Annotated in this window: 11 protein-coding genes; 2 read left to right on the top strand and 9 right to left on the bottom strand. The window is 48.5% G+C overall.

What is annotated here, in order from left to right; translation table 11 throughout:
- Positions 1 to 7 precede the first annotated feature (7 nt).
- The 7 genes from PUW25_RS10605 to PUW25_RS10575 all read right to left on the bottom strand — a co-directional run bounded on the left by PUW25_RS10605 (position 8) and on the right by PUW25_RS10575 (position 8,676).
- Complete coding sequence (locus tag PUW25_RS10605) at positions 8 to 730, bottom strand: LutC/YkgG family protein (RefSeq protein ID WP_274338604.1); 723 nt, start codon at positions 728 to 730, stop codon at positions 8 to 10.
- Complete coding sequence (locus PUW25_RS10600; protein WP_274336987.1) at positions 727 to 2,247, bottom strand: LutB/LldF family L-lactate oxidation iron-sulfur protein; 1,521 nt, start codon at positions 2,245 to 2,247, stop codon at positions 727 to 729. The genes PUW25_RS10605 and PUW25_RS10600 overlap by 4 nt, the downstream gene beginning before the upstream one ends.
- Complete coding sequence (locus PUW25_RS10595; protein ID WP_274336986.1) at positions 2,244 to 2,972, bottom strand: (Fe-S)-binding protein; 729 nt, start codon at positions 2,970 to 2,972, stop codon at positions 2,244 to 2,246. Before PUW25_RS10595 ends, PUW25_RS10600 begins: the two co-directional genes overlap by 4 nt.
- Before the next feature lie 28 nt (positions 2,973 to 3,000).
- Positions 3,001 to 3,765 carry a DeoR/GlpR family DNA-binding transcription regulator gene (locus PUW25_RS10590; protein ID WP_047909546.1) on the bottom strand — a complete coding sequence of 255 codons (765 nt, stop codon included), beginning with the start codon at positions 3,763 to 3,765 and terminating at the stop codon, positions 3,001 to 3,003.
- A gap of 15 nt (positions 3,766 to 3,780) precedes the next feature.
- The gene (locus PUW25_RS10585) at positions 3,781 to 5,259 is read right to left on the bottom strand and encodes a rhamnulokinase (RefSeq protein WP_047909547.1); all 1,479 of its coding nucleotides are present in this window, start codon (positions 5,257 to 5,259) and stop codon (positions 3,781 to 3,783) included.
- Positions 5,256 to 6,476, bottom strand: coding sequence for an L-rhamnose isomerase (gene rhaI / locus PUW25_RS10580; protein ID WP_047909548.1), 1,221 nt, complete (start codon positions 6,474 to 6,476; stop codon positions 5,256 to 5,258). Before rhaI ends, PUW25_RS10585 begins: the two co-directional genes overlap by 4 nt.
- A gap of 130 nt (positions 6,477 to 6,606) precedes the next feature.
- Positions 6,607 to 8,676 (bottom strand): bifunctional aldolase/short-chain dehydrogenase, encoded by a 2,070-nt coding sequence (locus PUW25_RS10575; RefSeq protein ID WP_274336985.1) that lies wholly within the window; start codon positions 8,674 to 8,676, stop codon positions 6,607 to 6,609.
- Between the two features lie 313 nt (positions 8,677 to 8,989).
- Between PUW25_RS10575 and PUW25_RS10570 the strand changes: the two genes are divergently transcribed.
- Entirely contained in the window at positions 8,990 to 9,814 is an 825-nt protein-coding gene (locus PUW25_RS10570) for an alpha/beta fold hydrolase (protein WP_047909550.1), read from the top strand.
- 89 nt (positions 9,815 to 9,903) lie between these two features.
- On the top strand, positions 9,904 to 10,764 hold the full coding sequence (locus PUW25_RS10565; RefSeq protein ID WP_047909551.1) for an alpha/beta hydrolase family protein: 861 nt from the start codon (positions 9,904 to 9,906) through the stop codon (positions 10,762 to 10,764).
- A 104-nt stretch (positions 10,765 to 10,868) separates the two neighbouring features.
- On the opposite strand, the gene PUW25_RS10560 is transcribed toward PUW25_RS10565, so the two are convergent.
- Together PUW25_RS10560 and pepF are read right to left on the bottom strand one after the other, a co-directional pair.
- A complete protein-coding gene (locus PUW25_RS10560; RefSeq protein ID WP_081872126.1) occupies positions 10,869 to 11,297 on the bottom strand; it encodes a DUF2500 domain-containing protein in 429 nt (142 codons plus the stop codon).
- A 66-nt stretch (positions 11,298 to 11,363) separates the two neighbouring features.
- Positions 11,364 to 13,163, bottom strand: a complete 1,800-nt coding sequence (pepF, locus tag PUW25_RS10555) for an oligoendopeptidase F (RefSeq protein ID WP_047909552.1) — start codon at positions 13,161 to 13,163, stop codon at positions 11,364 to 11,366.
- Positions 13,164 to 13,274 lie beyond the last annotated feature (111 nt).

Raw genomic sequence — 13,274 nt, 5'->3', positions numbered from 1 at the left:
TCGTTCCTTATCTCATCAGGATCGCATAAACGATTCCCGGTCCATGAACACCGATGGTCAGTTCATTCTCGATATCGGAGGATCGGCTTGGTCCAGAAATAAAATGTACACCTGCCGGCAGCTGCTCCCGTCCCAGCTCATCCAGCGGGGCGAGCAGCTCACCAAGTCTTGTCTTCAGACGCTCCACAGGGATAATAATGAAACAGACCGTGGGCAGAAGGCTCACGGATCGGCCTTTGTCACTGGCAGATTTCACGAGAATGGATCCGGTGTAAGCAGCCGCTCCATCGGCAATGACAACCCCGAAATCCGCTTCTGCCGCTGCGGCCTTCCAGTTCACGTTATCCTCTGAATTCCAGGTCGAGATATCTAAGGCAGGCAGCCTCTCGTCCAAACCCAAGCCGCTCAGCTCCGCTTGTCCCTGTGTAATGACACGCTTGGCTCCAAGCTCCTCGGCTTTGTCAGCAATAAATTGTCCGGCTTCCACGTAGCTCGTCACCTGGATAACATGTCCGCCTACACTCTCGAAATGACTAGTGAATTTCTCCATGCGTTCCTGCTCATCCCACTCCATCTCATACCAGAAGTCCGGTGCGCCGCGAAATGGCTGAACAGGCGTCGTCGTTTGTCTCGGTCGCTTCAGACGGGAAGCGATATTGTTCATGAAGCGCTCTTGCTTCTTCATGGACTGCTCTGTAAGCTCTCGCAGCCAGGACTCATCCGTGCTCATCCTTTACGACCTCCCTTTTCCTGTCTGGCATCAAGAATCGCCTGCAGTCTTGCTACAAGAGTCGGCTCCATCTCAGCTGCTTCATGCTCGATCTCGGACTCGATCCGTTCCCAGGATTGCCTGAAACTGTTCTTAGCCAAGGACGGTGTCACACGATAGGAATTCCAGCCTTTTAGCGGTCCTGCTTTTAATGTAATTTCTCCATTCTTAACTACCAGCTTCTGCCCGATTTGTCCCGTCTTGATCGCCGCGCCGAACCGGCTCGATTTGGATACAACGGCTGCATATGCCTTCATCCCTGCGGTTTCGACCTTGTTGCCGTGTCCGCCCTCTACTTTGCGTCGTCGCAGCGATACCAGCATATCATGCAGAGGAATTTTGACCGGACAAGCCTCATAACAGGCACCACATAGACTTGATGCATTGGCGATGTCATCCCATTCAGCCACATTCTTGTTCAGTGCAGGGGTGAGCACCGCACCAATCGGTCCACTGTATGTACTTCCATAAGCATGCCCGCCGATGTGCCGGTATACAGGACATGCATTCAGACATGCACCGCAGCGGATACAGTTGAGGAGCTCCTGAAATTCGGGATCACCAAGCTGAAGCGAACGTCCATTATCCACAATAATGATATGCATTTGCTCTGGACCGTCTGCATCTGCATTCCGCTTCGGTCCTGTAATACCGGACATATACATTGTAATCCGCTGCCCCGTCGCTGATCTGGGAAGTAATGTGGCCATGACCTCCAGATCCGTCCATGATGGGATAATTCGCTCCATTCCCATCAGCGTAATCTGGGTCTTCGGCAGCGTGCTGACCATTCGGGCATTACCTTCATTCTCGAACAGCACCATGGAACCGGTCTCGGCGATTGCAAAATTGCAGCCTGTCATGCCGATATCTGCATCAAGGAAGCGCTCCCGCAATATTTTTCGAACAAAACCGGCAAGCACCGTCGTATCCGGAGGAAGTGTTTCTCCTGCAACTTCGGACAACAGCTCGGCAATCTGATATCTGTTCTTGTGAATCGCGGGAATTACGATGTGCGAAGGCATCTCACCGGCCAGCTGAATAATGTATTCACCTAGATCGGTCTCAATCGCTTCGATTCCTGCCTGTTCCAGGGCATGATTAAGATGGAGCTCCTCCGACACCATGGATTTGGACTTGACGACGGACTTGGCACCACGGTGCTCTGCAATTTGCAGCGCAATACGGACGGCTTCTTCTCCCGTGTCGGCAAAATGAACATGAACCCCGTTCGCACGGGCATTCTCCACGAATAGATTCAAGTAATAATCCAAATGGGCGATCGTATGCAGCCGGATCTGCCTCCCCTGCTCACGCCATTCTTCCCATCGCCCATGCTCCTCGGAGGCCAGCTTCTTCCCGCCCCGGAGACGCTCTGTCGTAAATTTGACAGCTTTACGCAGGAACTCATCATTGAGCGCAAGACCGGCACGCTCCTTCACCTGAATCTTGGGACCTGCTGAACCCGGACTAATCATGACGATTTCACCCCCTCATACAACAGCTCAGCTAAATGCATGACTCGTACCGGTTTGTTTCGATAACGCAGCTGACCTGCAATGTTCATTAGACAAGCCATATCCAGTCCGACAAGCACCTCAGCCTCTGTCTCAACGACATGCTCCGCCTTCTCTGTAACCATTGCGCCGGAAATGTCCGGCATTTTCACCGCGAAAGTGCCTCCGAAACCGCAGCAGTCCTCGGCAAAAGGCAAGGGCACAAAATCAATGCCTCTCACTTCCTGAAGCAGATCCATCGGTTCACTCTTTACTCCAAGCAGCCGGCTGCCGTGGCAAGAGGGGTGATAGGTCACCTTGTGTGGGAAAACAGCTCCTATATCCTTGATCCCCATCACATGGACGAGAAACTGTGTGAACTCATAGGTTTTCGCTTCCAGCCTTTTTGCTTTTTCCAGCATTAGCGGCTCATCTTGGAACAAATTTGAATAATGATGAACCATATAAGTACAAGAACCGGATGGAGATACCACAAAGTCGCTATCCTCAAAAGCATCCAGTATCGTTCTTGCTGCCGCTCTGGCCTCATCGAAATATCCGCTGTTATAAGCAGGCTGGCCACAGCAGGTCTGGACTTTGGGAAAATCCAGCTTGATACCGTATCGGGCCAGTATGCGTACCATTGCTTCTCCTACCCTCGGATAGATCGCATCGCTGAGGCACGTAATAAATAAAGAGACCTTCATTTGGAATACACCTCTTATCTACTCAAGACTAAACTAGGGTGACATGTATTGAACGCTCTACAAGTGTTCTAGAAATCTCTTCTGGCAAATCATGACTTGTAATGATCTGCTGTACTCGATCAAGCCCGGAGACATGAGTAAGCGCCTGGACACCGAATTTGCTGGAATCTGCAAGTAAGAATACTTGATCTGACATTCCAATCATTCTCTGCTTCACTCTAGCCTGAAGTTCATTCATTTCACTGATGCCTCTCTCTAGATGAACACCTTGGCAGGATAAAAAAAGCTTATCCACGTGATAGGTTTCCAGAGAGCGCTCTGCCAGCGGTCCTACAAAGGACATCGATTCAGGCAGAAGCTGACCGCCAGCAGCAATAACTTCAATATGCTTTTTGCTGGACAATTCAGTCACCACCCGAATGGAATTCGTGAGGACCGTAAGCGGGATATTCGGTAAGCTCCGGGCTGTGTACCAGGCGGTCGTACTGGCATCAAGGAGAATCCGTTCATGAGGCTCTATAAATTTCAGCGCTTCAAGCGCAATGCGCCGTTTCTCCCCCATACGAGTGACTTCGCGTTCACTGTACGGTGTTTCGATATGTTCATCGATATGCTTTATACGTACAGCGCCGCCATGTGAACGTCTCAGCTTCCCCTCTTTTTCAAGCCGATCCAAATCCCGCCGAATCGTCTCCTCTGTTACTTGGCATAAGCTGCTCAGCTCAGATACTCGAATACTCCCTCGATCATTAACAAGCCGAGTGATCGCCGCATAACGCTCAGCAACTAACATAGGCTTCCTCCCAGATTAAGCATAGGCAGCGAGACCTGTATATTTGGCAAAACTGCTGTACGCCTCTCTCCAGGCTTCCGCATGCTCCGGCTCATAGGTAAGGACAGGAAAAGAATCGCGTATAACGGCCCGCGCCTCCGCCGCACTCTTGAATATGCCCTGGTTCATCCACTGCACAACCAGATTACCAATTGCACTTGCCTCTACAGGACCTGCATAGACGGGTTTACCAATCGCGCTTGCAGTCCAAGCACACAGCAGCTTATTATTGATGCCTCCGCCCACCATATGAAGACCATCAAATTGCTGTCCGGATACCTGCTCTGTCATATCAAGCACATGCCTATATTTCAAGGCGAGGCTCTCAAGAATACATCGAACGATCTCCCCGTCAGATTGCGGTAACCCTTGACCGGTTCTGATCAGGTAGTCTTCCAAGCGGTCCGTCATAGTGCCTGCTGGCAAGAATGACGGATCGTCCGGATCTATAAAATGTTGGAAAGGCTTAGCTTCTTGAGCAAGTGTTAAGATTTCATCATAGCTGTACGCTTTACCCGCACGTTTAAATTCTCGCAGCGTCTCCTGAAAGATCCAGAGTCCCATAATATTTTTGAGTAAACGATAAGTATGATTAGCTCCGCCCTCATTCGTGAAATTCAGCTGCTGAGAGGTTTCATTAATGACAGGGGCTTCCACCTCTGTTCCCATCAGTGACCAGGTTCCGCAGCTAAGATATGCGAATGATCGTGTTGTTGCCGGCACGGCAGCCACTGCAGAACCGGTATCATGCTCAGCTACTGCTACAAAGCGAACACTAGGGATACCCAGCTCCTGCATTATGGAAGGTCTCAGCTCACCTGCATCCGATCCCGGAGTCAGCACCTTACCGAACCATTCTTCCGGTACACCAATCCGGTATAGCAGCTCCGTATCCCAGTCCCCTGTTCGAGGGTTAAACAGCTGGGTTGTTGTGGCATTTGTAAATTCGTTGAATTTCTCTCCCGTCAGGAAAAACCGCAGCAGATCCGGAATCATCAGAAAGTGGGCGGCTTCCTTCAGCATATAGGAGTTCTGCCGCTTAAGAGCGGCAAGCTGATATATCGTATTAAAGGGCAAGAATTGAATTCCTGTCTTTCGAAAAATGTGCTCTGCAGGAATCTTGGCGGTCACTTCCTCCATTACACCATCCGTCCGTTTGTCGCGGTAATGATACGGATTTCCGAGCAGTTCCCCGTTCTGATTGAGGAGTCCGTAATCGACCGCCCAAGAATCAATGCCTATGCTGGTAATCTTCTCCCCCTGCAGCTTCACTTTGAGCATACCCTGCTTAAGCTCATGAAGAAGCCTAAGTATATCCCAGTGCAAGTGCTCTCCTGCCATAACCGGATCATTAGAGAAGCGGTGGATCTCCTTGATATGGATACGAGAGTCACTCAGCAGTCCAAGGACTGCTCGACCGCTTGAAGCTCCTAAATCATAGGCGAGAATGTTCACCAACTCGCCCCTCCCTTACCCCGTGCCTTAATTTCCTCCGGATAGCTGCTTGTCAAATAAGCCTCCATCGGATCAATCGGTAAGCCTTCTTCCTCTCTTACCGCATGCAGCAGCGGGGTCACATCAAATTCAGATGCCTTGCGAATCGCATGTTCAGCTGCCAGTACATCATTCTTCTCTTGTGCTGCCGCCACCTCTCTATGATCGATGAGAAGTGCTTTGGCATAGGCAGACTGAACATTCAGCACCGAACGAATCATCGCCGGTATTTTCTGCTCAATGTTATGGGATTGATCCAGCATGTATGCAATGGAGCCTACTCCTCGTCTGATGCCTTCTTCTGAATCCGCAGCCCCGTTCAGAATTTGATAGAAGATAAGGAACAGCTCATAAGGATTGACAGTTCCCACGATTAAGTCATCGTCCGCATATTTACGGCTGTTGAAATGGAATCCGCCTAATCGCTTCTCATCTATGAGATAGGCGACAATGTGTTCAATATTCGCTCCGGGCAGATGATGACCTGTGTCAACGAGCACCTGTGCCTGATCCCCCAGCTTCAAGGCCATATTGTATGCCATGCCCCAGTCCGCCAGATCCGTATGATAGAATCCAGGCTCGAAGCATTTATATTCGATCAGCATCCGCATATCCTTCGTAAGCGCTTTATACATTTCGGATAAAGCTTCCTGCATCCAGTTTTTTCGCTGCCGGATGTCACCCTGCCCCGGATAGTTGGTCCCATCTGCAAACCAAAGGCTAAGATCACGAGAGCCTGTTTCCTTCGCAATGTCAACGCATTCAAGAAGATGGTCCGTTGCCTTACGGCGCACAGCCGCATCACTGTTCGTTACACTTCCGAGCATATAGTCGTCTTCTTGAAAAAGATTCGGGTTCACTGCTCCGATCTGAAGTCCCAGGCTCTCCGCATGGGAACGAAGCTTGCCGTAATCCCCCACCTTATCCCAAGGAATATGAATGGCTACGGTTGGAGCAAGGCCAGTCAGGCGATGAACAATCGCCGCATCCTCCATTTTCTCGAATGGATCTCTCGGCACACCTTCCTTCTGAAATACTTTGAAGCGTGTTCCCGAATCACCATAACCCCAAGATGGTGTTTCAATCTTGAACTGCTTGATTTTGCGCTTGACTGCCTCTACATCAATTCCCCTTGCCGTTTGCTGCTCCTCAAACAATGCATAAGCTTTATCCGTCATCAGGACCTCTCCTTTGATCATATGTGATAAAAGAAAATGTATCGCGCACTCGGAAGAAGTATGAGTTAGTTCAAACCGTATATTTTGCCTCCTCCGAGGTGCGCGGTGTATCGAACATCAAACTGAAGATTTAACGTGTAAATGCAGCCGGGACTCCACCGTCAATGGTGAGCATGCAGCCTGTTGTTTTCTCGGCCTTCGATGAGGCAAAGAAAGCAACACCTTCGGCTATATCCCTAGGGTAAATGTTGACGAGCAGTGTGGTACGCTTGCGATAATGCTCCTCCAGCTGATCTGGCTCAATACCATAAGCCGCCGCTCGCTCATTGCGCCAGTTGGAATTCCAGATTGCAGACCCCTGCAGAATGGCATCCGGCAAAATCGTATTGACACGAATACCATATTCTCCGCCTTCGGCTGCGATGCAGCGGGCGAGATGAGCTTCAAGTGCTTTGGCTGAGCTGTAGGCCGTGACATTCTTACCGGCATAGATGGAATTTTTGGAGCCGATAAACACCATGCTTCCTCCAATGCCCTGTTCCTTCATTAGCTTAAAGGCTTCGCGTGCGACCAGAAAATATCCTGTTCCGAGCACATTGATATTGAGGTTCCATTCCTTAAGAGATGTTTCATCAAATGGACTGGACGTGGCCAGACCGGCATTATTCACAATAATATCAACTCCGCCGTAGGTCAGTGCAGTTTCAGCATATGCTCTCTGAATCTGCTCTTCACTGGTTACATCCATCTGAACTGGAATTGCCCGCTGTTCGCCGTACTGGCTGTTTAGTTCGTCAGCTACCTTCTGAGCACCTTCCAAATTCAGATCGGCAAGTACAACGTGGGCACCTTCAGATACAAGCAGTCTTGCGGTTTCACTGCCGATGCCTCCAGCTCCACCTGTAATAAGAGCTACTTTCCTAGAGAACTCGGTCTCTGCCGGCGCAAGCGACAATTTGTACAGCTCCAGCGGCCAGTATTCCACATTGTAGGATTCGTTCTCACTAAGCGACACGAACTGGCCTAGCGTAGTAGCTACTCTCATAACAGCTATCGCACGATGATACAGGGCACCGCTTACTTTGGAATTAGTCCAGCTCTTTCCTGTGTTAATCATTCCGATACCAGGAATAAGAATGACCCGCGGCGCGGCTTCGAACATGATGTCCCCTTCATGCTTATTACGTTCGAAGTACTGTTCATAATACGCTTTATAATCCTTGATGGCTGAGCCTAACAGCTCCTTAAGTCCTTCAACATCCCCTTCATCTGGAGTCCAGTTCACGAAGAGGGGAACAACCTTGGTATGTACTAAATGATCCGGACAGGCGGCACCAATCTGAGACAGCTCGGCAGAATCTCTGCCATTTACGAACTGCAGCACATCTTCTGCATCGTCATAGGTCAAGATCATCTTCTTCTCGTCGCTGACAGCTCCGCGAATGAGCGGCATCATCTGTGCTGCAATATCCTTTCTGACCTGTTGAGGCAGTGCGTCATGTTGGGCTCCTCCGAACAGACTAGTCTCATCTATTTTGGACTCAATATAGCTCTCTGCTTCATTAATGACGCTGATGGTCTTCGCATAAGCTTCCTCTGAAGTGCTTCCCCATGTAACCAGTCCATGCTTCTCCATAAGAACAAGTTCAGCCTGCGGGTTATTAATGACGCCTTCAACAATCATCTTGGATAACGTAAATCCTGGACGAACATAGGAAACCCATACAAACCGGTCTCCGAAGATTTCCTTCGCTATTTCACGGCCGTTATCCGCACAGCAGATGCTGATGATGGAATCCGGGTGTGTATGATCAACATGAGGATGTGGTATAAAGGCATGCAGCAGCGTTTCAATGGAGGCACGCGGATGCTTCGCATCAATCATACAGTTGGCCAGATAAGCAACCATATCCTCGTCCGTCATTTCCTCTCTCTCCATCAGCGGTCTAATATCGTCGAGCCGAAGACCGGTGAAATGACCCGCCTTCATCGTTGCCAGATCCGATCCGCTGCCCTTAACATACATAACCTCAACATCTCTGCCACGAAAATCTTGGATAACCGTCTTGCTGGAAGTGTTGCCGCCTCCCCAGTTGCACACCCTCCGATCCGAACCAATCAGATTCGAACGATAAACTAACCTTTCGAGCCCTTCCTTTAATTGTCCTGCATTGGATTCATCCCACAGATTCTGAACCATGATCGATCCTCCCAAAATGTTGTTTTTGTACTGTTGTAAACGCTTAATTGGAGTATATCACTTTTATTTTGGTTTGAATATGATTATTTTTAAGAAAATTTATTATACAAACAAATAAAAACAACATATTTTATGTTTGTTTCGAAGAATAAATCTATTTTTTTATCGGAGCACATGTATCGCACGAACATCCGACATACACGATAAAGAAGGTACCAGCTGCAACTCTCCCGCATTGTCCATTTACACTGCGCATAAATTAGGAATAGAGTAAGCTGAGTTTACTATTTTGATTAGAAGGAGTGAGTACAGCATGTTCATTGAAGTGGAATCCGGTGTAAATCTGTATGTTGAAGACCTGCGTCCACAGGATGGCGGAAATGGACATACCCTCATGTTCCTGCACGGGTGGCCGGGCAATCATCGTGTCTTTGACTATGCTTATCAGATCCTCCCTCATCACCGGTTCCGCTGTATCGGCCTCGATTTTAGAGGTTTTGGCAAATCCGATAAGCCTTGGCATGGTTATCATTATGATCGAATGGCAGAAGACCTGTCCGTCGTTATTGATATGCTGGATCTGAAGAATGTAACCCTCGTCGGATACTCACTGGGTGGTTCGATCGCGATTCGATATATGTCCAAATATCATCATGGCTCAAAAATTGATAAGCTTATACTGGTGTCCGCAGCGGCCCCTGCCTTTGCCAAAAGAGAAGAGTCATCAACCTACGGCATTCCGCTTCCAATGCTTGATCAGCTGATTGATCAGCTCCATCAAGATCTGCCGCAAGCGATCACTGATTTCTCAGGAACACTATTTCATCGTTATGTCAGTCCAGAGTATCGGAATTGGTTTTTGCACAATTGTATGGAGAGCGCGTCGTACGCACTTATTCAAACCGCAGTCGCACTCCGAGATGAAGATTTATTAGAGGATATGACATATATCGAGGTGCCTACAGGCATATTCCACGGTATTCATGATCAAATCGTTCCCTTCACAGCGGCCGTAGCCATCCAGCAGGAAATTCCGGGCTCACTGATCTACCGATTTGAGCAAAGCGGACATCATCTTATATATGACGAAAAGGAAAGATTTCTATCTACCCTGCTGTCTTTTTTGAAAAATCGCTGAAGAGATCATCGTTCTTTCGTTTAATCACCATGAGAACAAGGGTATAATATACAAGCTAAACAACTAGACCAAAGGTGATGAGACAAGCGATGATCTATCATGTTACATATCCGTCCCAGGGACTTCAGGTCAAAGGATATCTCAGCCTGCCCTTGGGATATCAGTTATCGGAATCAGCGGCAAGAGATTTGCTGCACGGCAGATTTAGTTCGAATGAGCAGCCTGCCATTCAATTGACGAGTACCTTGCATCAAGAAACCAATACAGAGCTTACATCAAAAAAGTGGCCGGTATTTATCTATTGCCGCGGCGGAATCGGCAACTTCGGCAAGGTGAGAACCCATTGGGTTGAGGAATTCTCGAAGCACGATCACATCGTATTTGCTCCTTCTTATCGTGGGACAGAAGGCGGTGAGGGCCGGGATTTATTTGGCGGAGAGGATAAACATGATGTATACGCTGCAGTGCGGCTATTGTCTGAGCTCCCCTTCGTTGATCCCGAACAGATCAGTATTATGGGCTTCTCTAGAGGGGCGATTAATGCAGCCTATACTGCTGTAGAGATGCCGAGTATACATAAGCTTGTCTTGTGGAGCGGAGTATCTGACATGACGCAGACCTATGAGGATCGAGTTGACCTCAGACGAACATTCAAACGGGTCATTGGAGGTCCTCCCTGGAAGAATCCCGATGCTTACCTGGAGCGCTCTCCTCTCGCAATCGCGGAACAGATCCCTTGTCCGATTCTGATCGTGCATGGAACAGATGACGTACAGGTCTCTTTTAGTCAGGGAGAAAAAATGTTCGAACGATTAAACCATTCACGAGATGATGTGGATTTTCATCGATATGAAGGACTTGGTCATCATTTTCCTCAGGAGCTGCATCAGGCTGCCATAGCACGCATGTTTGACTGGATCGGAGCAGAGCCACACGAGGCTGTACTTTGATCGTCAAATAAGTCTCGCACATGATTTTTGACAGCAATTTAGGCAAAAAAATATAGAAAAAAAGAGGAGCTTCCCTTAACGGGCTGCTTCCTCTTCGACTTCTATTAGATCTGCTCTGAGCTTGTGGGACGGAGTCTCTCAAATCCAAGAAATCTGGTTCCTTGGTAGCTCAATATGCCGCGGTCACCCTCGACAATCAATCCGTAATCCTCAGCCCTCAGCTGCAGCTCAGTACGCTGTCCATCTGCATGCTCAAAGGTTATATAATAACTCGTTCTTGCGCTTGAATCGCCTGATCCTCCGCTCACATACGTTCTTCTCGCCAGCACCCGTGCTTCTTCTGTCATTCGCTCTGCGGCGTTATTCTTACTCCACACACGGATTCCGTTAATGATCGCATATAGTATGGTCCCTCCAATGACTAATACAATCACTGTGAAGAAAATAGAGAACAATGGCGGCGCTCCACCCAGGAAACCACCGGAGAATCCATCACCATGTATATCTGGAAACTCATTAAATAATGTCCTCATATGGACTGGCTCTACATTTATAATCTGTCTAGAACTAAACACCTTCTCGACGACCTCTCTCTATGATTAATACAGGCTCTCTAATTCATCGATCAGTGAGCCGACGTACGCTGCCGCACTTCGAATCGGATCGGGACGCGTCATATCAACTCCTGCCAGCTTCATCAGCTCCAGCGGGCTCATGGAACCACCTGCTTTGAGAACCTCTAACCAGCGATCAACAGCCGGCTGTCCTTCTTCACGGATCAACTGGGCTACAGCCGTTGAAGCCGTTAAGCCTGCAGCATAGGTATAAGGGTACAAGCTCATGTAGTAATGCGGCTGGCGCATCCAAGTCAATTTTGCATGATCATCAATGACAACCCCTTCTCCCCAGAAGCTGGACAGAATATTTCCTTTGAGCTCGCACAGCTTAACAGCCGTCAGCGGTACATTACTCATCGCGAGGTCATAAACCTGGCGCTGGAGCTCTCCTTCGAGCAGATGCGTTACAAAGTTATGGAAATAAGTGCCTAGCAGCTGTGATATAACCCAGCGGCGCATTCTTGGATCTTGAGAACGCTGCAGCAAGTGATCTGCCAGGAGCAGCTCGTTCATAGTCGAAGGCGCTTCGATGAAATAAAGTGAAGGCCTGGAGTTGGTCGGACGCTGATACTTGTTCGCGAGCATCAGGTGTCCCGCATGCCCTACTTCATGAGCAAGCGTAAATGCACCTCGCATATTATCTGCCCAGCTGATCAAGATATAGGAATGCACACCGGGGATCGACATACAGAAGGCACCCGTTCGTTTTCCTGCATTGTCTGCATAATCCACCCATCGGTTTGCGAATGCATCCGCTACGATCTCTCCGTACTCAGGCCCTAGAATAGACAAGGCTTCCTTAATGAGATCCCCGGCTTCCTGAAAAGTAATACCTGGACTGAAATCAGGATCGAGCGGAGCTTTCAGATCAGCAAACGTCATCTCATCTAAATTCAGCACCTTTTTCTTAAGCGCGGCGTATCTTCGCATATGAGGGGCAAGCTCTTCCTGCAAGATATCAAGAATGTTGTGATACATCTCCGTTGTCACTTGCTGGGGCGTTAATAGCATCTCGGTAACTGAATCATACCCGCGCAGACGTGATTCAATTACCTGACGCTTCACTTCTGTACCATATGCCTCAGCGAAGGTGTTACGGTATTTGTGGAGCGTTTCACTGAATGCACGAAATGCATTACGGCGCAAATCCGTGTCTGCGGATTCTACATACTTATTCTCATACAGGGCAAATGATACCGGTACTTCCTCTCCTCGTCCGTCTTCTGCTGTACGGAAAGTCATATCCGCCAATTTGCTTCGTTCATATATGCGATAAGGCGCTCCCAATACTTCTCCAAATGAGGTAAGCACTTTTTCTGTTTCTGCACTGAGTCGATGCGGCTTGGTCTTCAGAAGCAGCCCCAGACTGCGTTCAAAATCTTTCAGTTCAGGTTGTTTCTCTATGTATTCCCCGATGATTCCATCTGGAAGAGACAGAATTTCGGACTTAACAAAGGATAGCGCTGAGCTCATTGACGAAGCAGCATCCCGGGCTCTAGCTGCGCTGATCTGATTATCGGGATTAATGCTGTCTCCTGCCAAATCCAGCTGGGCATAAGCACCAACTCTGCTCATTCTACCCTGGAGTTCCTCTTGTGCGATCAGGCAGGCAAGAAGCACATCCGGGCCTTCTTTCAATCTTCCTTCGTATTGTGTGACAGAGGCAATGTCTTGCTGGACATCGTTTAGTTCCTTCTCCCAAGCTTCCTTCGTCTCAAAGATATCTTTCAAATTCCATGTTGCTTCAAGTTCTACTTCTTGGCGAGTTAAAATTTTGGACATCAATTAAATACACCTCTCCTCAGCCTATTTATTGACCATTGTATGGCACCAATAAATGACATTGTATCATATAATAACCTGTATTTTCTTCAGTTTTTGCTATAAAAAATG

The sequence above is a fragment of the Paenibacillus urinalis genome (assembly GCF_028747985.1).
Taxonomy (GTDB): Bacteria; Bacillota; Bacilli; order Paenibacillales; family Paenibacillaceae; genus Paenibacillus; species Paenibacillus urinalis.
This window is presented reverse-complemented; position numbering and strand designations above follow the sequence as displayed.